Annotated in this window: 21 protein-coding genes; 8 read left to right on the top strand and 13 right to left on the bottom strand. The window is 43.1% G+C overall.

Features of this window, described 5'->3' with window-relative positions; translation table 11 throughout:
• The first annotated feature begins 38 nt into the window (after positions 1-38).
• Positions 39-617 (top strand): competence transcription factor ComK, encoded by a 579-nt coding sequence (gene comK / locus M1D69_RS15500; protein WP_024120818.1) that lies wholly within the window; start codon positions 39-41, stop codon positions 615-617.
• A 44-nt stretch (positions 618-661) separates the two neighbouring features.
• Here the strand turns inward: comK and M1D69_RS15495 are convergent, their stop codons facing one another.
• On the bottom strand, positions 662-1,561 hold the full coding sequence (locus tag M1D69_RS15495) for an SDR family oxidoreductase (RefSeq protein WP_458105587.1): 900 nt from the start codon (positions 1,559-1,561) through the stop codon (positions 662-664).
• 211 nt (positions 1,562-1,772) lie between these two features.
• Here M1D69_RS15495 and M1D69_RS15490 point away from each other — a divergent pair, with 211 nt between their 5' ends.
• A complete protein-coding gene (locus tag M1D69_RS15490; protein WP_199398395.1) occupies positions 1,773-2,042 on the top strand; it encodes an excalibur calcium-binding domain-containing protein in 270 nt (89 codons plus the stop codon).
• A gap of 40 nt (positions 2,043-2,082) precedes the next feature.
• Here M1D69_RS15490 and M1D69_RS15485 read toward each other — a convergent pair whose 3' ends face one another.
• The 3 genes from M1D69_RS15485 to M1D69_RS15475 all read right to left on the bottom strand — a co-directional run bounded on the left by M1D69_RS15485 (position 2,083) and on the right by M1D69_RS15475 (position 4,337).
• Complete coding sequence (locus M1D69_RS15485) at positions 2,083-3,552, bottom strand: sodium:solute symporter family protein (protein ID WP_458105588.1); 1,470 nt, start codon at positions 3,550-3,552, stop codon at positions 2,083-2,085.
• On the bottom strand, positions 3,549-3,749 hold the full coding sequence (locus M1D69_RS15480; RefSeq protein WP_010333642.1) for a DUF3311 domain-containing protein: 201 nt from the start codon (positions 3,747-3,749) through the stop codon (positions 3,549-3,551). Before M1D69_RS15480 ends, M1D69_RS15485 begins: the two co-directional genes overlap by 4 nt.
• A 225-nt stretch (positions 3,750-3,974) precedes the next feature.
• Positions 3,975-4,337 carry a hypothetical protein gene (locus tag M1D69_RS15475; protein ID WP_458105589.1) on the bottom strand — a complete coding sequence of 121 codons (363 nt, stop codon included), beginning with the start codon at positions 4,335-4,337 and terminating at the stop codon, positions 3,975-3,977.
• Positions 4,338-4,492: 155 nt separating this feature from the next.
• Here M1D69_RS15475 and M1D69_RS15470 point away from each other — a divergent pair, with 155 nt between their 5' ends.
• From M1D69_RS15470 to M1D69_RS15455, 4 genes are all read left to right on the top strand, one after another.
• Entirely contained in the window at positions 4,493-5,113 is a 621-nt protein-coding gene (locus M1D69_RS15470) for a TVP38/TMEM64 family protein (RefSeq protein ID WP_458105590.1), read from the top strand.
• A 1-nt stretch (position 5,114) separates the two neighbouring features.
• Positions 5,115-5,636, top strand: a complete 522-nt coding sequence (gene lepB, locus M1D69_RS15465; protein WP_044156498.1) for a signal peptidase I — start codon at positions 5,115-5,117, stop codon at positions 5,634-5,636.
• Positions 5,637-5,803: 167 nt separating this feature from the next.
• Entirely contained in the window at positions 5,804-7,297 is a 1,494-nt protein-coding gene (locus tag M1D69_RS15460) for a monooxygenase (RefSeq protein WP_458105591.1), read from the top strand.
• Positions 7,298-7,373: 76 nt separating this feature from the next.
• Positions 7,374-7,901 carry a MarR family transcriptional regulator gene (locus M1D69_RS15455; protein WP_458105592.1) on the top strand — a complete coding sequence of 176 codons (528 nt, stop codon included), beginning with the start codon at positions 7,374-7,376 and terminating at the stop codon, positions 7,899-7,901.
• A gap of 26 nt (positions 7,902-7,927) precedes the next feature.
• Here the strand turns inward: M1D69_RS15455 and M1D69_RS15450 are convergent, their stop codons facing one another.
• The 5 genes from M1D69_RS15450 to M1D69_RS15430 form a co-directional block, all read right to left on the bottom strand.
• A complete protein-coding gene (locus M1D69_RS15450; protein ID WP_458106136.1) occupies positions 7,928-8,122 on the bottom strand; it encodes a hypothetical protein in 195 nt (64 codons plus the stop codon).
• Between the two features lie 347 nt (positions 8,123-8,469).
• Positions 8,470-9,675, bottom strand: coding sequence for a glucose/mannose transporter GlcP (gene glcP, locus M1D69_RS15445; protein WP_458105593.1), 1,206 nt, complete (start codon positions 9,673-9,675; stop codon positions 8,470-8,472).
• Positions 9,676-9,746: 71 nt separating this feature from the next.
• Positions 9,747-10,799: a glucose-6-phosphate 3-dehydrogenase NdtC gene (gene ntdC, locus M1D69_RS15440; RefSeq protein WP_458105594.1), complete on the bottom strand. Its 1,053-nt coding sequence runs from the start codon at positions 10,797-10,799 to the stop codon at positions 9,747-9,749.
• 14 nt (positions 10,800-10,813) lie between these two features.
• Entirely contained in the window at positions 10,814-11,662 is an 849-nt protein-coding gene (locus M1D69_RS15435; RefSeq protein WP_458105595.1) for an HAD-IIB family hydrolase, read from the bottom strand.
• The gene (locus M1D69_RS15430; RefSeq protein WP_458105596.1) at positions 11,634-12,959 is read right to left on the bottom strand and encodes a DegT/DnrJ/EryC1/StrS family aminotransferase; all 1,326 of its coding nucleotides are present in this window, start codon (positions 12,957-12,959) and stop codon (positions 11,634-11,636) included. The genes M1D69_RS15435 and M1D69_RS15430 overlap by 29 nt, the downstream gene beginning before the upstream one ends.
• 105 nt (positions 12,960-13,064) lie before the next feature.
• On the opposite strand from M1D69_RS15430, the gene ntdR reads away from it, so the two are divergent.
• The gene (gene ntdR / locus M1D69_RS15425; RefSeq protein WP_024120832.1) at positions 13,065-14,054 is read left to right on the top strand and encodes an NTD biosynthesis operon transcriptional regulator NtdR; all 990 of its coding nucleotides are present in this window, start codon (positions 13,065-13,067) and stop codon (positions 14,052-14,054) included.
• A 402-nt stretch (positions 14,055-14,456) separates the two neighbouring features.
• Here ntdR and M1D69_RS15420 read toward each other — a convergent pair whose 3' ends face one another.
• Positions 14,457-15,611, bottom strand: a complete 1,155-nt coding sequence (locus M1D69_RS15420; RefSeq protein WP_458105597.1) for an AbrB family transcriptional regulator — start codon at positions 15,609-15,611, stop codon at positions 14,457-14,459.
• A 107-nt stretch (positions 15,612-15,718) separates the two neighbouring features.
• Positions 15,719-16,921 carry an MDR family MFS transporter gene (locus M1D69_RS15415; protein WP_458105598.1) on the bottom strand — a complete coding sequence of 401 codons (1,203 nt, stop codon included), beginning with the start codon at positions 16,919-16,921 and terminating at the stop codon, positions 15,719-15,721.
• Positions 16,922-17,036: 115 nt separating this feature from the next.
• Between M1D69_RS15415 and M1D69_RS15410 the strand changes: the two genes are divergently transcribed.
• Positions 17,037-18,767 (top strand): ABC transporter substrate-binding protein, encoded by a 1,731-nt coding sequence (locus M1D69_RS15410; RefSeq protein ID WP_458105599.1) that lies wholly within the window; start codon positions 17,037-17,039, stop codon positions 18,765-18,767.
• A gap of 33 nt (positions 18,768-18,800) precedes the next feature.
• Here M1D69_RS15410 and M1D69_RS15405 read toward each other — a convergent pair whose 3' ends face one another.
• A complete protein-coding gene (locus M1D69_RS15405; protein ID WP_044156484.1) occupies positions 18,801-19,115 on the bottom strand; it encodes a four-helix bundle copper-binding protein in 315 nt (104 codons plus the stop codon).
• A gap of 126 nt (positions 19,116-19,241) precedes the next feature.
• On the bottom strand, positions 19,242-19,679 hold the full coding sequence (locus tag M1D69_RS15400) for a ferritin family protein (protein ID WP_044156482.1): 438 nt from the start codon (positions 19,677-19,679) through the stop codon (positions 19,242-19,244).
• Positions 19,680-19,760: the final 81 nt, after the last annotated feature.

The following is a 19,760-nucleotide window of genomic DNA, read 5'->3' as shown; positions in this document are numbered from 1 at the left end:
TAGTATAAATTTTGCAGAAAAAGGATGGAGGCCATACTATGAGTCAGAAAACTGACGCACCATTAGAATCGTATGAAGTAAACAGCGCAACAATTGCCGTTTTGCCAGAAGAAATCGACGGCAAAATCTGTTCGAAAATCATTGAAAAAGACTGTATGTTTTACGTCAGCATGAAGCCGCTGCAAATTGTCGACCGAAGCTGCCGATTTTTCGGATCAAGCTACGCGGGAAGAAAAGCGGGAACTTATGAAGTGACAAAAATTTCTCACAAACCGCCAATCATGGTGGACCCTTCGAACCAAATCTTTTTATTCCCTACACTTTCTTCGACTAGACCCCAATGCGGCTGGATTTCCCATGTGCATGTAAAAGAATTCAAACCGACTGAATTCGACGATACGGAAGTGACGTTTTCAAACGGAAAAACGATGGAACTTCCGGTCTCCTGCAATTCGTTCGAAAATCAGGTATACCGGACAGCCTGGCTCAGAACCAAATTTCAGGACAGAATCGAACACCGTGTCCCGAAACGGCAGGAATTTATGCTGTACCCGAAGGAAGAGCGGACGAAGATGATTTATGATTTTATTTTGCGTGAGCTTGGGGAGCGGTATTAGAAAATAGAAAGGAGCTGACCAAACAGGGCAACTCCTTCTAACGATCAGGCCGTCGGAATTCCGCCGGTGATGCCGTATATTTGAGATGTCACATAGCTTGAATTCTCTGAAGCTAAGAATACATAAACATCTGCCAGTTCCGCCGGCTGTCCCGCGCGGTTTAATGGTGACGGCGGAGTCCCTTTGCCGAATTTCGGAATGCTTTCAGTTGGCTGTCCGCCGGAAATTTGCAGCGGAGTCCAGATTGGTCCTGGCGCAACAGAGTTCACTCTGATGCCTTTGGGCGCCAGCTGTTTTCCGAGCGCAACGGTAAAGCCGATAATGGCGTTTTTCGTCGCCGCGTAATCTAACAGCATCGGGCTTGGGTTGTAGCCTTCAACTGAAGTTGTGGTAATAATAGACGCGCCCTCCGGTAAATACGGAAGCGCCGCTTTAACAACCCAATATAGCGAGAAGACGTTCACTTCAAACGTTTTATAGATTTGTTCAGTAGGAAGGTCTTCAATGTTTTGCACTGCTTGCTGTTTACCGGCAACGAGCGCTAACACATCCAGCCCGCCGAGTTCGTTATGCGCTTGTTTGACTAAATCGTGACAAAACGATTCGTCACTCAGATCACCTGGAATTAGGACTGCCTTGCGTCCTGCTGCTTCAATCAGTTCTTTTACTTCTTCTGCATCAGGCTGTTCCGCGGGCAAATAGTTAATTGCCACATCGGCGCCTTCCCGGGCATAAGCGATGGCGGCAGCGCGGCCAATACCGGAATCACCGCCGGTGACAAGAGCTTTTCGGCCATTTAGTTTGCCGGCTCCTTTATAGCTTTTTTCTCCGCAGTCCGGAACCGGCTTCATTTTTTGCTGCAAGCCGGGCGGTTCTTGGTATTGTTCAGGAAATTCATCGTGAAAAAATGCTGTTAAAGGATTGTTTCGTTTTGTATCAGACATCATCAACGCTCCTTTTTGTGTGGTGTACATTCGTATGTGTACCCTTGAGCAAAGTGAGAAAAACATGTTTTGGCAGTTTGCTTCTCTGCAAGACAAAGAAAGCAAAAAAACTGCTGCTCCTTCCATATTTATCTTGTAAAATATGACGAATTGAATTATGATAAAATCGCTATAAAACAACTAAATATTGGGTATGGGGGAGTATATTGTCATGAAAAAAGCCGCGGCGCTTTTGCTGTCACTCGGTCTCGTTTTCGGTTTTTCATACGGAGCTGACCATGTGGCGGAAGCCAAAACGAAGGTAAAGACGTATAAGAACTGCAAGGAATTAAACAAAGTGTACAAAGGCGGGGTAGCCCGTACGTCCAAGGTGAAAAATAAAGGCGGAAAAACGAAGTACAAGCCTTACGTATCTAAGGCGCTTTATGATGCCAATAAAAAGAAAGATCGCGATAAAGATTATATCGCCTGCGAACGCTAAACAAAAAAGCAATCTGTAGTCCAGATTGCTTTTTTCGTGTTTAAGCGGCTTGATCAGCAGCTGCGTTTTTCGCTTTTCTTGTCATAAGACTGACTGCCATCATGACCGTAACATTCAGCAGCAAAGCGACAATGCCGACGTTTAAGTCTTTCGCCGCTTGCGGCAGCGCCGGAAATAAAGTGCCGATTGTTGTTTCTGTAACGGTAATATAAGAAACCGCTCCGACTCCCGTTATAATGCCGGCAAAGGCTCCTTGTTTGGTCACGATCTTATGCTTGAACAGGCTGAACAGCAGGGCCGGAAATAGCTGTGTGACGAGGCTGTATCCCATAAGGAGAAGCGTAACGATTGTGTTCCCGCCTTTGAATGTAAAGTACACAGCAATCAGCGCAATCACAGGCACTAAACATTTAGCCAATAATGACACCTGCTGTTCCGTCGTGCGGGGAGCAAACACTTGATAAACATTTTTGGCAAACAAAGTGGAGGCCGACATTAAAATCATGGAACCTGGCACAAGCGCTGTCAGCAGTCCGGCTGCACCGATGATTCCGACAAACCAAGGATCAAAGGTTTGAAGAGACAGTCTCAAAAGTGATAAATCCGCGTCTGCGCCTTTCAGACCGGGAACTTGCAGGATAGCCGCAAAGCCGACGAAAAGGACAAATAGAAGGACCAGCTGGTATAAAGGCATAATAATGGCGTTTTTTCGAAAGACTTTTGGGTTTTCTGCTGAATAGGAAGCGGAAAACGTATGGGGCCACATGTAAAAGCCCAGCGCCGTCAGCAGCACGGTTGAACTGAACCATGCAGCACTTTGCCCTGTTTCGGGCAGGGTAATAAAACCGGGATTTGCGTTTTCAATCTGCTGAAACATGTCTTGAAATCCGCCGTAGTAATGAATCGGCAGATATACGCCTAAGAATAAAACGACGGCCAAAATCATGATGTCTTTGACAACGGATATCCAGGCGGACCCGTGGATGCCGGATACCATAACGTAAACTGTGATTGAAATGACGCCGATCCAAATGGCAGCAGTAGGAGAAATTTTTCCGTAAGACGTTTCCGATACAATCAATCCAAGCCCTTTCAGCTGCAGCACAAGATAAGGAATAAGCGCGGAGATGCCGACAAGTGAGACGAGCACGCCAAGCAGCGGGCTGTTGTACTTTTTAATGAAAAAATCGGACTGCGACATCAGCTTATGCTGTTTCGCATAGGACCATACCGCCGGCAGGAGCCAATAAGAAAGAATATAGGCCAGGCAGCCGTAGGCGATGATGTAAAAAGCCGGTCCGCCTTTTCCGTAAGCCCAGCCGCTTCCGCCGAGAAACGTAAACGTCGTATAAATCTCTCCTGCCATCAATAAGAAAACAAAGACAGTACCGAAGCCGCGGCCTCCAACCGTCCACTGCTCAAGGTCCATGTCTTTTCCTTTTTGGGCGCGTACGCCGAGATACATGCTGAATAGCAGGACACCGAAAATGATGATGAGAGCTGCGTTCATTCTGCTTCCTCCCTTTTATTTTCTTTGTCGAGGACATACACGATCGCCATCAGGACAGAGGTCAGCAAAGCCCACATGACGACATAGGCGAGAATGAATGGCATGCCAAACAGATAGGGTGTCACTTTGTTTGCAAAAGGGATGCCAAGCAAAAGTCCGATGAAGGGCAAAGCGGCAAGAATGTGAATCAGTTTCATAAAATCCTCCTTTGATCAAAAGTTGGGCGGTGCGTGTCATGTGCAGCCTGCAAATCAAGTCGCTAATTTGGCGGCACATGTCATTTTTTGGGGAGTGAAAGGCTGTGGTACGAATTATAAATAAAATTATTTTGTTTGTATAGTGTGAATTGTCTGAAATTTATTTGTAAGGAGCCAGAAAGAGGGGACGGGCGCAAGGGGGGAATACAGAATGATCTGAAAGACTCATGGCGAGTCCGGCGCAAATAAATAGAATGTTAACAAACTGCTTACTTGCTCCCGGATTCGCGGGTTAAAATAGCGGTGTTTTTCTTCGTAGCCATCAATGACAAATAAATAAAGCGTAAAGGCTTCATCACGCTCAGCCTCGTGGATGGCGATTTTTCTTTTCCTCAGCTCTTTTCTGACCTCAATCAGATCCTTTTGTGCTATTTTTAATGATTCTTTGATAAGTTGTATATAAGGGTGCTTCAATTTTAATGAGCTTTTCTCAATTCCGCCGAGATCGCGGTTTAAAATGGTAATGACCATAGGCAAAAAGAGGGCCCGCTCTATCAATTCATATCCTTCCGGCTGCAAATGCGGCATGGTAACTCCTTCTTTCTTAAGGGAACGTTTGTTCTTATTATATTCTATATCGGCTGGTGAAATGTTTCAAGACAGAAAAAATCACCAAAACTTTTTAGTTTTTCGCCGAGAATGTGTAGAATAAGGATAGACAAACCCGGTGAGGAGTATAAACGTTGGAGCAATTTTTATCCTATTTGACAGAGGATCGTTTAACTGAATTATTTCAAAGCTATAGGGCTTTCGGTCCGCTTATTGCTGTGCTGCTGCCTTTAATTGAAGCATTTCTTCCGTTTTTGCCGCTTATCGTTTTTGTGGTGGCGAATACAAATTCGTTTGGATTGTGGGAAGGCTTCATCCTGTCATGGGCCGGATCAACAGCGGGGTCCATTCTCGTGTTTTTCATTGTCCGTCATTATGGACAAAGAAGAGCTCTTGGATTCATCCGCAGGCATCCGTCTGTCAGAAAGCTTATGTTATGGGTGGAAAGACACGGTTTTGGCCCGATGTTTCTTCTGCTTTGTTTTCCATTTACACCGTCTGCCGCGGTGAATGTGGTCGCCGGTTTGTCAAGGATCGGGACGCGGCCGTTTGTTTTGGCGGCAGCCTCGGGAAAGCTCGGCATGATTTTTATGATCAGCTTCATCGGATATGATCTTCACGCGCTGATCACGCAGCCGATTCGCACGGTTATTGCCGTTCTGGTGATTGCTGTCTTATGGTATGTCGGCAAAAGGGTGGAACGGCATCTGCATGTGAGAGCCAGCCAGCGTGAGCATGATGGAGGGAGACAGTAACATGAAAAAACGGTTTTGGTTTCTTGCCGGTGTCGTGTCCGTAGTTCTCGCCATTCAAGTCAAAAATGCCGTCTTTATTGATTACAAAGTAGAAGGCATCAGCATGAACCCGACTTTTCAGGAAGGGAACGAACTGTTGGTCAATAAATTTTCACATCGATTCAAAACCATCCATCGTTTTGATATTGTTTTGTTTAAAGGCCCTGATCAAAAAGTGCTGATTAAGCGGGTAATCGGCTTGCCTGGTGAATCAATCAAATATAAAGATGATCAGCTGTATGTGAACGGAAAGCAGGTGGCTGAACCATTTTTGAAGCATTTGAAATCAGTTTCTGCCGGAAGCCATGTAACAGGTGATTTTACGTTGAAAGATGTGACAGGAACAAGCAAGGTGCCGAAAGGTCAATATTTTGTCGTTGGAGATAATCGCATATACAGCTTCGACAGCCGGCACTTTGGTCCGGTTAGAGAAAAAAATATCGTCGGTTTGATTTCCGATGCTGAACAAAAAGACGCCAATTGAAGCGGCGTCTTTTTTGTGCTGGTTTGGAAAAATGTGTTGAAGAAAAAATTGTAAGGAGTTATAATCAAAATCGTTACGTGTGTAACAAAAATATATTTGATTTTTGGTTTTTCTTTTATTTTCAGTGGTTTCCATTAGTTTTATATGAAACAAAAGGAGCGATTTAGATGAATGTTGAAGCAGTGATTATAGGAGGAGGACCGGTCGGATTTATGCTGGCTTCCGAGCTTGCGATGGCTGGGGTGAAAACATGTGTGATTGAGCGGCTTGAAAAGCCTGTTCCGCATTCTAAGGCACTGACGCTGCATCCCCGCACGCTGGAGCTTCTTGAGATGAGAGGGCTGCTGGAACGTTTCGTATCCATGGGAACCAAAATACCTTCCGGACACTTTTCGATGCTGGATACCCGTCTTGATTTTTCAGACTTGGATACGGGTTGTCCTTACACGCTTTTGCTTCCGCAGGCCAAAACAGAGCAGCTGCTAGAGGAACATGCGCGGAGCCAGGGAGCAGAGGTGTTACGAGGGGCAGAGGTGCTGGCGGTTACGCAAAACGGGGAAGCGGTCCAAACGATTTTTAAGGATCGGGATGGCAGTGTACGGACGATCACAAGCAAGTTTGCCGTTGGGGCAGATGGCGCCGGGAGTACCGTCCGGAAACAGGCAAAAATTGAGTTTCCGGGAACAGACAGCACTGTCACCGCTGCGCTTGGAGATGTGGCGCTCCTTTCTCCGCCGCCGTCAGGCGTGCTGTCCCTTTGCACAAAAGAGGGGGGTGTCATGATCGTTCCGCTTTCTCCGGGCCGATACCGTGTAGTCGTGATCAGCCCTTATCGCACGCAGACGCCGAAAGATGTGCCTGTCACTGAGGAGGAGCTAAAAACTGATCTCATACGAATTTGCGGAACTGACTTCGGTTTAACCGAGCCTTCCTGGATGTCACGGTTCGGGAACGCAGCACGCCAAGCGAAGCGGTACCGCGACGGCAGAATCTTCCTTGCAGGGGATGCGGCGCATATTCATTTTCCAGCGGGCGGCCAAGGGCTGAATGTCGGCCTTCAGGATGCGATGAATCTTGGATGGAAGCTGGCGGCGGCCGTCAAGGGCGCTGCGCCTTCATGGCTTTTAGACAGCTATCATGAGGAGCGGCATCCGGCTGCAGAAGGGCTCCTGAGGAACACGGAGGCGCAGACAAAGCTGATTGATTTCACTCAAGCAGGCCTCCAATTGCGGAGTATGATGTCGGAGCTGCTCGCCTTCCCTGAAGTGAATCGATATGTAGCGGGGCAAATTTCTGCGCTTGATGTCAGGTATGAAGCCGATCCCAATATGCCGCCGCATCGTTTGAACGGGTTAAGGCTCCCTGATATGAAGCTGATTCGTTCCGGCGGCAGTTCGGAACGGCTGTACAGCTGTCTCCAAAACGGGACATTCGTTTTGCTGTCATTGATGCAAGAAGCTGATGATCATAGCCGAATGAAAGGCTTACGCACGGTAAACGCCTCGCTTGCAGAACCGAATGAAAAGTTGCGGGACGTGCATACAATATTGATTCGCCCTGACGGACATGTTGCCTGGGCTGTGGATGCATCGGCGCCTGATTGTGCCGAGGTGATTCAAACAGGGATCAGCCGCTGGCTTTCCGTTACCAGCCGGGTGTAACGTAATTCGATTGTTTCATCTGTAACAAAACGGTATGATAAAAGAAACAATCGAATGAAAAAGGATGGAAAACCCGATGAATACAGATCATACGAAACGCAATCTTTTTGAATTATATGCGGAGCTCATTCATCAGCAGGAGAAATGGGAGGGGCTCATTAAAGCCTTTTTGGCTGATGAATTGAAGAAGCTTGATGCCGAGCACGGGAGTAAATCTCAATTGACGATGACAGAAATGCATGTTCTATCCTGTGTCGGGGACAATGAACCAATCAATGTCACGTCTATAGCAGAAAAAATGAATACGACAAAAGCGACTGTATCGCGCATCAGTACAAAATTGCTCGGCGCAGGCTTCCTTCACAGAACACAGCTCAGCGATAATAAAAAGGAGGTCTACTTCCGACTGACGCCGGCTGGGAAAAAACTTCACAATTTGCATAAATATTATCATCAGAAGGTCGAACAGCGTTTTCTGTCATTTTTTGACCGGTATACAGAGGAAGAGATTCATTTTGCGGAACGGCTGTTTCGGGATCTGGTGACAAAATGGTATCCGTCGCCAGAAGAGATGGAAGATGGTCTTCACAACGTTTTTAAATAAAAAACACGCACTGAGGTGCGTGTTTTTCACGTTTCTTCTTTCTTTTTCAAGATTGTAAGGTAAATCAGATTTCCTCCGGCTAAAATGATAAGCGGCAACCCAGGGGAGCTGGATGTCACCAAATTATAAATCAGCCAGATTCCTAAACATATTCCATAATATAAGTGCATTGCTTTCTCGGGGTTGTCGCGCAGCAAATTCCCTTTAAAAATCTTTTTCATCATAACGCCCCTATTCATTTTATGATTTCTCCTTTAGTTTACATGCATCTTCGGTTCATCTCAAAAGTCGATCTTTGGCTTTTGATGTTTTTTTGAGGAAATTTTAGAATTATTTTTGATGGGGAGCAACAGGCTAGTATACCTTGATTTATGGATGTATCATAAATCAATTCTGTAAATACCTTTGCTAGTCACCTGAACGTATCTCGGACAGGTACAAAATCATAATCATTTCTATCATCTGCCATCTCCTTTGCTACAACACTGTTTTCTCATGATAAAAAAGAGGACATTAAGTCCTCTTCTTACTTACGATATGTCTTTAGTATCTTTCATTTTCACGTTTTTTACTGTGTTTTTGAAGCTTTGCTTTCAAGTGAAATAGGGTCTTCTGTTTTAGTTCTCCTAATCTTTACAGAAATACCTACTAGAATGACCGCCATCGTTGTAAAGATTCCCATGGTTAATAAGATCGTATCCTGATTTAAGCTCCATCCAATTAAGAAAGAGATGATCGCTCCTCCGAAACTTGCCGAAGCAATAAATAAACTTGTAACTTCGTCAACGTACTTCTGAATAATGATTGATGCTAGTGTTAAAGCAATGGGAAATATGCCCGCTATACTTAGACCAATCAAAAATGTGCCGCCCAATTGAAGTATGGGGTTACTTATATAAGAGAAGGCGATCAACAAAACAATTAAACAACTGCAACTAAATAGGAGGTACTTAGAAAAATTAAGCCTTTTGCTTACGAAACCAATCAGTATTCTTCCTATGATGATCCCTACCCAGAAAAAGGAGACACTGATAAGACTGATTTGTTCATTGTCTTGGTTTATCATAATTGAAGGTAAAAAGTTGGCGAAATTTGTTTCAATACCAGCATATAGGAAAGCGAAAAATACAAAAAAGCCCAATTGCTTTGATTTTTTTCTGTCTCCTATAAAGTATTGAAATGCTCCTGCATCTGGCAAGGCCACTTGCTGGTTAGCATTCTTAGCGTACTTTCGGTTCTTGGATAAGAAAATTAACCACCCTGCTAATAGGACGAACAAAAAGGTGAATATGCAGTAATACGGTAAAAACCAGTTATTGATATTGATGAAGGAATTAATTAATAATGGGAAAGTTAAAGCGCCTAATCCAAAGAGGACTTCTAGCTTACTCATTTTTTCTGCATTGCTTTCGAAATTAGCGATAACAAAGGAACCAACTGTCGTTTCTAATGTACCTGCTCCATATCCTAAGAGAAAAGCCATTACAACAATATAATACCAATCCTTAGTGAGAAAAAAGATACTTAACGCTGCAAGCATTATGATCAAAGCTAAAGTAAGTGTCCTAAAGTGACTGTATTTCTTAATCATTAACGGTGCGATTAATACTCCGCTTAGGAATCCGGTAAACTGAAAGAAAATGATGATCGAAATATCATCTGTTGTCTTATTAAAAGACTCTAAAAGAAATGGTGTCAAACTTCCTGTTGATATATGGATAATACCCACTGTGAAAAAGAAAGCATATCCAAATAAATATGTCCCTCTTAACATTCATTACACCCCTATATGAAAAAGCAGGAAAATAAATTCCTGCTTTTTCAGTAACTTATCTCTTCGAAATACTAGTTGACTGCTAAAACAGACATTGTTTGAGAGTTGCTATCTTTCTCGAAGAACATTTCTAATACTTCCTGAGATCTAAAACCATCGTTAAAAGAAGGGATCTCAACCCAATCTTTCTGAGTTGATGAAATCCAATTGATTAACTCGCTTCTAAAAGAATCAGCCCAACCATAAAATTCGTTTGGCGGATCGTTTAATAGACTTTGCGGCACTGGGCAGTCTACCGCGTTCAAGCCATCTATGAGCTTGTAAACGTGAGGATTGCCTGTGTGGTATTTAAACTCTTTTTTGTGTCCAACTACCTCAATGCTAAAACCGCAGTCTTCAGGTACAGAACATTTTGATGTGATGATATTTACAAATACCTTGTTCTTCAGTTGACCGTATATTTCTGCATAGTCATCTACAAGTACCTGTTTATCCTCTTTTGTTTTTACATTTGTGTTCATCTTTGCCCTTACTGATTCTGTGATGAAATCACTCTCGAACAAATACCATACCATGTCAATAAGGTGAATACCCAGATCCCCCAATGACCCGCTGGTTTTCTTACTATTCGCGTCATCTCTCCAAGTAAACTTCTTACGTCTAAGGGCGCTATTTTTCTTAAAGTGTACTTTTATGGACAGGATGTTACCTAGTTCATTATTGATAATTAAGCTTTTTAAGATATTTACGTAAGACAAATATCTATAATTAAATCCCATACTAGCTCTTACGTCTAACCTCTCAGCAGTATCTTTCATAATGCTTGCTTCCTCAAGAGAAATAGCCATGGGCTTTTCACACAATACATGCTTATGTTTTGCTAATGCTTGCAAAGCATGTTCTTTATGGCAAAAGTTTGGAGATGCTACAATTAAACCTTCTGAGACATCAATTAGTTCATCTACATTTTCATATGTCTTCCCGCCGAAAGTTTTAACAAAGCTTTCCGCATTTTGTTGATTTATGTCATACACGCCAACTAACTCTGCATTTTTAATTGTAGATAAAGCAGTTGCGTGCGCTCTTGCAATACCGCCTGCACCTATGATACCAATCTTCTTCATACTCTATTTCCTCCTCATGATCCAATTAATTTTTTTAAGGTATTGGTAATTCCTTTTGAGTACTCACAATCGGTTATCAATTGGTGCAGATGTTTGGCTTCTTGTGTTGCATTTTTTAGAAGATATCCATTTCCTACTGCCTGCAACATACGAACATCATTTCCGCTATCTCCAAATGCGATAGCTTTTTCGGTATCTAGGTTGTATTTCTCTAACATAAACTTTACAATTTCATTCTTTCCTGTTCCCATGGGTATAAAATCTACATCATAGCTGTCTTCTGGATCACCTGCTAAGGGATTGCAGCGATTTATATTAACTGAAACCCCGTATTCCTCGCAGACCTTTTCAATTGCTAATAGGTTTTTTTTGTCGTTTATTTCATCTTGTTCCTGATAATAAAAATTATGCTTATACCGTGACTTTCCTAATTGAGTTTGGGGATTCAAAAGAATGTTATGACTTTCATGTAACTGTTTCACAAGTATTTCAATCTTTTCTTTACTAAACTCTTCATTTATACGACTGTTCCACTCATTATCTTGCTGTCCGAAATGATGCTCTGAAAAGTACGTAATTTCAGTTCCAAGATCACTAGCTATAAAATGCGGGAAATATCTAAATTTCCCTCGTCCCATTTTATCGAGAATAGATTCTATACTACTCCCGGTAACCCATCCGATGAGCAGTTCCCCAGCTTTACTTTTTTGTTCTAGATAGTCTTCGAGTTCATATATCTCTTGTTGTTTTTGTTCATCGATTGTATGCGGAAAATACGTTTCATCAAAATCACAAAAAACAATATACTTAGGATGTTCAACCTTAGATAAGGTTTTATACTCTGACTTCTTGCTTAATAACATGAAACAGACCCTCCACTACTCTGTCTTGTTCTTCTAAAGTAAATGACGGATATAATGGCAAATGCAGTACCTGGCTATGAGCCTTTTCCGTATGAACCAATTGGAGTTTTGTATACTTGTCCTGTACTAAAGGAGTTTTTTGCATATGAGACAGGATTGGATAATATACATCTGTTTGAACACCAAAATCATCATTTAATTTAGTCATGATATCTGTCCTATCTTCTGTTCTTACCTTAATAGGAAACAGATGCCAAACATGATCTTCACTTAATTCCGGTAATTCAATAAGACCTTTATTCTGTAATTCTGCTAATTGGGTAATGTATCTATCCGCCAAAAACAGTCTTTTGAAGTTGTTTAAGGAAAGATACTTAATCCTCTCTAAACCAATAGCTGCCTGTAAATTGTCCATTTTTGAGTTAAGTCCAAAATCGATGACTTTCTTATTTTTTACATTTACTTCAAAACCATGATAACTAAATTGAATGCATTTTTTAGCGAGTTCTTCATTATCAGTTGCTATTGCTCCAGCCTTGCCACATACACCAAAATTCTTATATGGATTAAAACTTAATATGGTTATGTCTGCATCCTTTCCTAAGTCTGTCAGTCCAATTCCTTGGCAAGCATCCTCAATTACTTTCAAGTTATAACGATTTGCGATTTGACGGATATGCTTCATGTCTGAATGTTTCCCGTATAAATGCACAGGCAGAATAAATTTTGTATAAGGAGTTATTGCTTCCTCAATTTTGTTAGGATCGATGCAGAATGTTTGCGGGTTAATATCTACATAGACAGGGACGCCTCCCAAAGCTAATACAGCATTTTCAGTAGCTGCAAAGCTATTAGCTGGCATGATCACTTCATCCCCTCGGTTTAACCCTAAAGCCAATAATCCTATCATAATAGCATCCGTTCCACTACTGGTTGCAATTACATACCTTTTATGTAAATATGTAGATAAAACATCTTCGAATTGCTCTAAATAGGAACCACTCGTAAATTTTCCAGTTGGCAAAACTGCAGTTAATGTATTTAAGATATCATCCACTTCATCATTGGTTATTAATCTGTCTACAGGCATAAAAGGGACTTTACTGATTTCACGATTTTTTTGGTAGTTGAAAAGGTCGTTTTCAATATCCGTGTTTTCTTTTAATACTTGTTTCCATCGCTCGTTTGCAATACTGTCTTCAATAACAAGTTCTTTTCCTTGCATGTCACCTTTTAAATGTTTTAGCAATAACATGTTTTCTTTACTTTTACCTGAAACTCTAACCTGTTTTTGCATGAACAGTACCTCCAATGATTTTTATAATCTGGAAAATTTGATACAAATTTATCCTAATTTCTGAAACCGATAACATGTCAATAACTTTTTTGAGGAAGGGAAAATATGCCTACAATTGATGAAATCGCAAAATTGTGCAATGTGTCTAAAACCACAGTATCAAGAGTATTGAATAATCATCCTTATGTATCAAAAGAAAAAAGAGATATGATCTTAGAGGCTATTAACGATCTTGACTACACTCCCAATTATTTAGCTCGGAATTTTAGGAGAAATAAGACACAAACGATAGCGTTATCGGTTCCGAGTATCGACCATCCATTTTTTGCTCAATTAATAAAAGGGGTCTCTCATGAGGCGCTGTTTAAGAATTACAAGGTCATTGTATTTCAAACCTTTTATGACAAACAGACAGAGCTGGAATTATTAGAGTTATTGAAACATAAAGAAGTTGATGGCATTATTCTTGGAACCTTAGAAAATGAATGGGATAAGATATCCCCTTTCTTAAAGTATGGTCCTATCTTATTGTGTAATGAATATCATCACTCAGCGGACATAACGATCATTGGGTATGATGAATTTGAAGCCGCATACATGGGGGTAGCACATTTAATTGAAAGAGGACATAAAAAAATTGGATTTTGTTTTGATACTCCATATAGCGAAGCTCAATGTCAGAGGAGAGAGGGTTACTTGAAAGCTTTACAAGATTACAATTTACATCATAGAAACGAATGGATATTCGGCGAATTGTTTAATATCGAGGATGGCTTTCGCGTTTTTCATAAGATAAAGGATCTAAAGGACAGACCCTCAGCAATATTTACAGGAAATGATCAAGTCGCCGCAGGGATTATTAAACAGGCGATAAAAAATGGCTTTAAAGTCCCAGAAGACTTAGCTGTAATTGGTTTTGACAACCATTCGATTTGCCAAGTCGTTACTCCGACCATAACAACAATTGATATTCCCATAATAGAATTGGGTCAACAGGCTGTGTTGAAAATAATCGAGTATATTTCGGGTAACACTTCTTTAAACAGAAAAATTATTAAACTTCCAACAAATCTTATTATAAGAGAATCAACGTAACTAGAGATTTTCACTTCCTTATCATTTTATCTTTGTATAGAAAAAGAGGTTATCATATATAACCTCTTTTTCTATCAGGAAGCCTGTTTTTTGGAATTCTTATGGATGCTCTTATACCAAAAGTCGCTCTATTTAAAGATTCTTCATTACTCATTGCTCTATACGCTGTATCCGCTTTTACTTATCATTCATTTGTGTCAGCAATTTCAATCAACGCATTCTCAACAACGAAATATCTGGATTGACGCTTTTTACACCTCATCTTGGTGGTTTGCGATTTAAAAGTTTTTGAATCCTTTTATTTCACTTACCTGCTCCATTTTGAAGTCTTCCATACTCTGCAGAATAGAGTCACCCCAAGCCTTTTCTTCCTAAAGTCTACCATATGGAGATTTTCCCCAACTAGGCATTGCTGCCGCTTATCGAACTCTCTTTGCCTTTTTTTTCACCGTGAAGATGGTGAAGCAGACGATAAAACGGCGGCAAGAGGGCGATGACAAGGATGACGCGTATGACCTGAACCGCAACGACAAAGGTGGAATCGGCATGCAATGTAACAGACGTGGTCGCCATTTCCGCAATGCCGCCGGGTGCAAATGCCAAAACAGAGGTGATCAGCGAAATCCCTGTCAGTTTGGAAACGATCACCGCGCTTAAAAGCATAGCGGCAATTAAGCCGACTGATGAAATGAAACCGACGATCATGATACGTGTAACGCCGGCAAACATGCTTTTGTACATCTTAGAACCGATTGTAGCCCCCAGAAATATCTGTGAAAGATGGTTGGCTTGTGACGGCCACCATGCAAGCATGTCATGGCCTGTTATTGAAGCGCCGCCTATGTGCACGGCCGCTACACCGAGCATACTGCCGAGCAGCCACGGAGCGGGAAATTTTAAATATTTTGCCGCTTTGCAAGCACCCCAGGCAACGAAAATGAGAACGCCGGTCCACAGTACGGGAGCGAGCCCGATTTCTGTCGTGGCAGCGGATACCGTTTGTGTTGCGGCATTTGCAGGGCCATCTTGTTTAGCGTAAATCAGGATAACCAAAAACGGAATAGACAGGACCACGAGCAGCACCCGCATCATTTGAACGAGACTGACAATAGCGGTATTGGCACCGACCTCCTGAGCAATACTCGGCATGGCGGACAGTCCGCCGGGAGCCGTGCCGACAAAGCTGGTCATCATATCCGTTTTGCTGAAACGCCAAAGCACATAGCCTGACAGCATGGCAAGAAGTATCGATAAAATCAGCATGATGCCGACCGAAAACCAATGATCTTTGAGGACAGACAGAACGGATAGGTTCAGCTTTTGGCCCAATTCAATGCCGAGGATCATCTGCCCGAGAGCGAGCCACCGGCGGTTAATTCCTTTTTGATCTGGCGCCATCATCAGCCAAACCGGCCGTATCATAGCGAGACAGCAGGCGACGATCAGCGTTCCGATCATCCACCCGATCGATATTCCGGTTAACGAAAGAATAAACCCCCCGGCTGCACTGATTGCGATAAACCATAGATCTGTGAGGAGATTTTTGTCTTTCTTCAATATAAAACCCTTCTTCCTATTAACTTACAGTTCCAATTGTTCATGTAGTGAATGTATCATTACTATAGTATATTTTTGTTGATAATGAAATGATGAATTTTTTTCTGTCAGTCATTCACTTTTCTTATGACCTTATATTCAATCCTCTCCATGATATGAGACTGCAAGAAACCGGCGGCGAGAAGACACGCGGAAAGAGTGTAAAACATGATTTCTCCGCCAAACGAAGTCAGGATCAGTCCGCCGGCCAGCGGTCCGACTGACCTTGAGATATCCCAATGCAGGCCGTATATCGCATAGAAACGGCCGAGCATATGCGGCGGCGCCAGCCGGGAAATAAAGGTTTGGATATGAGTGAGTCCGATGCTTTCTCCAACCGTCATCACGGCCGCAGTCAGCATAAGCAGCGTCAAAGATGTTGAGAATGCAAAGCCGGCGGCCGCAAGTGAGTAGCTGATATAGGTGATGAGAAGAATCGTTTTCATCGGAAATTTTTCTGTCCATTTTACTAAAGGGACTTGAAGAACAAAGCTTAATAAAGCTTTTGCCGCCGAGTAGATTGCCAGCATGGACAGGTAATCAGGAAACATACTTTTGCTGAACAGCCTGTATGTTGTTTCTGTTTGTGCGTATAACATGCTGATTGGGAGAGAAAGCAGCAAAAGGATCAAAACAGGCCGATATCTTGTGAAACTCGCGGATAATGCTGCGGAATGATCTGCTTTTAGCGGCTTTGTTTCTGGTAATTTAAAGGCGGCGATAAGAAAATAAATGAACAGCGCCGCGGCATCTAATGCAAATATCCAAACGGGATCATGAGCGTACAGCAGCAGCCCAAGCAGCGGACCTGCTGTCAAGCCTGCTGAGTAGATGGCATTGATGACGGCAAAAACTTCCGACCGTCTGCTTTCCGGCGTGCTTTCGGCAATCTGGGCGCGTGATGCAGGAATGTACAGGGATCTTCCGATGCCGTTGAGGATATAAAGGAAAGCGAAAAAATATGCATCGTGAGCAAAAACAAAACCCGCCATTGCCGCTGTTTGCAGAAGCAGGGCAGTAAGGATCGCTGTTCGCCGTCCGAGCTGATCTGTCACCCGTCCCGCTATGAGTGTCAGGCAAATATCAGCGAAGGGCTGAAGACTGATGATCAGCATGGGAAGCATCACGCTTCCGTTTAATTGCTCATGCAGATACAGCACCATAAACGGCCCCATCATGGCCCCTGTCAGGCTTGTCAGCATTTCGCCGAAAAATCGGAGCCAAACGGGTACTGTGTAGCGGGATGTAATTGATTGGAAGAGGATAAACATGTGATTTCCGCCTTTCGCTGTTTGATATAGTAGTAGTGTATAGAAGGGGCGGCGGGCCAAAAAGAGAAGAAAATAAGAGAAAAAGATTCCCCTTTTTTGTCAGGAGGTGCAGGGATTGAAGCTGATTGACCATTATGTGGCGCTCGCAAAAGCTGAGAGCGGCGAACCGGGACAGATGAAGGAAATGCCGCTCAGTGAGATTGCGGCATGTTTATATTGTACAGAGAGAAATGCGAAGCTGATTTTACGTAAGATGGAGAGCGAAAAGTGGATCATTCGCGAAAGCGGATCGGGGCGCGGCCATAAATCAAAAATCGCTTTTCTCCGTCATCCGGAAGATTTGCTGCTTCAAACTGCCAAGGAATATACAACAGCCGGAAAGCTTGAAAAAGCAAAAGAACTGCTTGACCAGTATCAGCCGGCGTTTCCGGGGATTCAAAATATGTATGACATGTGGTTTTCTGAGGTGTTCGGTTTTGTAACAGAAACCGGACAGGATGGTGAACAGGATGTGCTGCGCTTGTTTATAGCCCCAGCTGCGGTAAGCAGTTTTGATCCGTGCAGGATTTTTCTGCGGTCAGAGGGCCATTTTGTCAAGCAGATTTATGATACACTGCTCCGATTTGATCGGGAAAAGAGAGAGCCGCAGCCGCATTTGATCCACGGATGGAATAAGGCGGGGAAAAAACGGTGGAGATTTTTTCTTCGGAAAGGCGTTTCTTTTCATAATGGAAAGCCATTGACGTCAAGGGATGTTGTATTTACGTTTCAGCGTTTTATGGATCATGATGACAATCCATATAAATGGCTGCTGAAAGGTGTTGAACGGATTTCAGAGAAAGGGCCTTTTTGTGTGGACATTGAGCTCGATCAGCCGAATGAGCTTTTGCCATATATTCTTTGTGATGAACGGCTGTCTATCCTGCCGGCAGAAACGAACGGCGGGGTGAATGGGACGGGACCTTTTTGCCTTGTTCAGCATGACGAACATATGCTCATTCTTCAAGCCAACGAGCGGTACTTTAAAGGCCGGGCATTCTTAGATCGTATTGAGTTTGTGTTTTCTGAGCAAGCAGATGATGTGTACGGTTTTACCCTTCGAGAAAAACAGAAACTTCCTGAGCGGCAAACTGTTTTTGAAGAACGGCATGTTCAATATTTGTCACTAAACCTCCGAAAGAAAGGGCCGCTTCAGCATCCAAGTTTAAGAAAAGCCCTTCGGCTGCTGATTTCATCTGAACAGCTCGTTCGTGAGGCGGGAGGACACAGAAACATTCCGGTATCATCTTTTTTTCACCCGGCGCCTTTTGACTGGGGAGACGCTTCACCTGCGGAATTAATGAAAAAAAGCGGATATGCGGGGGAAACGCTGTCACTGTTTACCTTTTCTGAAACGGATCATCGCGAGGACGCAGCATGGATTCAAGAGGTTTGTGAACGGAACGGCATTAGGCTTGAGCTGCAATTTTGTACTGCTGCCGATTTGCGCCGCCCGGAAATCGTACAAATGGCTGACATCATTCATGACAGCGCAACGTTTTATGAAGAAAGCGAGTTTGGTTTTTTGCATTTGCTGCTTTCGGAGAACAGCTTTTTGCATCAGCATCTTTCAGATGAACAGAAACGGACATTTTCAGAAATGATAGAACGGTTTTTCTCATTGCCCGACCGGTCTTCCAGAATGAATATAGTAAAACAAATTGACCGTCAGCTTATCGGCGATGTCAGCGCGATTCCGCTGTATCAAAATGTGCTTGAGGTTGCATCGAGTGAAACTGTTGAGGGTCTGATGCTGGATGAAGAGGGGTGGATTGATTTTTACTCTGTATGGCTGTCAAAAGAGTGAAGAGGGCTCTCATTTGAACCCTCTCATGCTTCGTTACGCAGCCATTTTGCGGCAGTGATCGGCGCAGGCAAAACAAGACGTCGCACACGCTTGGCAATGATCATGATCATGCTTTTCGCATTCAGTGCCGCAGGCTTCACAAATATCGGCGCAAAGTGCGCAAATTTCTTTCATAAAAGGGCTGTCCGTTTGCATGGCTTTCACTGCCAGCGCGCAAATATCCGCACATTCTCTGTCAAGCCGGATGCAGCCGCTCAGATCGTGGTGCGCGCTTTCTTCCAAACATTTCGTAAAACAATGGTTGCAAGCTTCCATACATGTGATACAAGCTTCAATGGTTTGCTGCATGCTTGATTCCCCCTCATATGTTCGTGTATGATTTTATGTTTCCCGGCTGAGGTTAAGAAAAACAGTGGAGTGTGTTTTAGGGGGAGAGGGTGTAAATATAATCTGATCGTGTCGATCAAAATGGTGCTAGCGATCCATCAAATAGTATAAAAACCAGACAGCATGGTTTTGTTCATCTCGTGCGGCGCGCGTAAAGATACCCTTTGCCTTTACATTTGAGGTTTCCTCAGCTGCGCGTAAGTAAAAGTCAACGGTTTTCTGTTCATCTTTAAAAGCTGCATCAAGTCCTCTTGTAAAAGTGTCCGGGCATTTCTCTGTTTGTTTCGGCATGATAGGTTTGCCTGTAATGGCTCCGTATAATGAGGAGAAATCACGGAGATGGCGGATTTCATCGCGCCTGATTTCTTCAATTTGTTTTCTGACATCAGCAGGATGGGCAAGTTCAGCAAGCCTGCGGTAGCATTGAACCGCGCTGAATTCTCCGTTGATGGCTTTCTGGAGATTTTGAATCAAAACAGGGTCTTCCCGGTATTGCGCTGGATAAGGAAAATAGCTGTAATACAAGGGGGTTCAACTCCATTCTTAAGGAATTGGGCTTCTGTAAAAGTATATGTGAGGCCAGAAAACATGTGCGGAGAATTTCAG

The sequence above is a fragment of the Bacillus sp. PK3-037 genome, from assembly GCF_054161355.1.
Note: the sequence above shows the minus strand (reverse complement) of the source record. Positions and strands in the feature narration are given on the sequence as shown.

Coding starts and splice junctions, on each gene's coding strand:
- lepB (WP_044156498.1), top strand. CDS start 5,115: ATGAAAAAACGGTTTTGGTTTCTTGCCGGTGTCGTGTCCGTAGTTCTC.
- M1D69_RS15490 (WP_199398395.1), top strand. CDS start 1,773: ATGAAAAAAGCCGCGGCGCTTTTGCTGTCACTCGGTCTCGTTTTCGGT.
- M1D69_RS15495 (WP_458105587.1), bottom strand. CDS start 1,561: ATGTCTGATACAAAACGAAACAATCCTTTAACAGCATTTTTTCACGAT.
- M1D69_RS15415 (WP_458105598.1), bottom strand. CDS start 16,921: ATGTTTATCCTCTTCCAATCAATTACATCCCGCTACACAGTACCCGTT.
- M1D69_RS15485 (WP_458105588.1), bottom strand. CDS start 3,552: ATGAACGCAGCTCTCATCATCATTTTCGGTGTCCTGCTATTCAGCATG.
- M1D69_RS15480 (WP_010333642.1), bottom strand. CDS start 3,749: ATGAAACTGATTCACATTCTTGCCGCTTTGCCCTTCATCGGACTTTTG.
- ntdC (WP_458105594.1), bottom strand. CDS start 10,799: ATGAAGAAGATTGGTATCATAGGTGCAGGCGGTATTGCAAGAGCGCAC.
- M1D69_RS15405 (WP_044156484.1), bottom strand. CDS start 19,115: ATGCAGCAAACCATTGAAGCTTGTATCACATGTATGGAAGCTTGCAAC.
- glcP (WP_458105593.1), bottom strand. CDS start 9,675: ATGTTAAGAGGGACATATTTATTTGGATATGCTTTCTTTTTCACAGTG.
- M1D69_RS15430 (WP_458105596.1), bottom strand. CDS start 12,959: ATGCAAAAACAGGTTAGAGTTTCAGGTAAAAGTAAAGAAAACATGTTA.
- M1D69_RS15475 (WP_458105589.1), bottom strand. CDS start 4,337: ATGCCGCATTTGCAGCCGGAAGGATATGAATTGATAGAGCGGGCCCTC.
- comK (WP_024120818.1), top strand. CDS start 39: ATGAGTCAGAAAACTGACGCACCATTAGAATCGTATGAAGTAAACAGC.
- M1D69_RS15460 (WP_458105591.1), top strand. CDS start 5,804: ATGAATGTTGAAGCAGTGATTATAGGAGGAGGACCGGTCGGATTTATG.
- ntdR (WP_024120832.1), top strand. CDS start 13,065: ATGCCTACAATTGATGAAATCGCAAAATTGTGCAATGTGTCTAAAACC.
- M1D69_RS15450 (WP_458106136.1), bottom strand. CDS start 8,122: ATGAAAAAGATTTTTAAAGGGAATTTGCTGCGCGACAACCCCGAGAAA.
- M1D69_RS15435 (WP_458105595.1), bottom strand. CDS start 11,662: ATGTTATTAAGCAAGAAGTCAGAGTATAAAACCTTATCTAAGGTTGAA.
- M1D69_RS15455 (WP_458105592.1), top strand. CDS start 7,374: ATGAATACAGATCATACGAAACGCAATCTTTTTGAATTATATGCGGAG.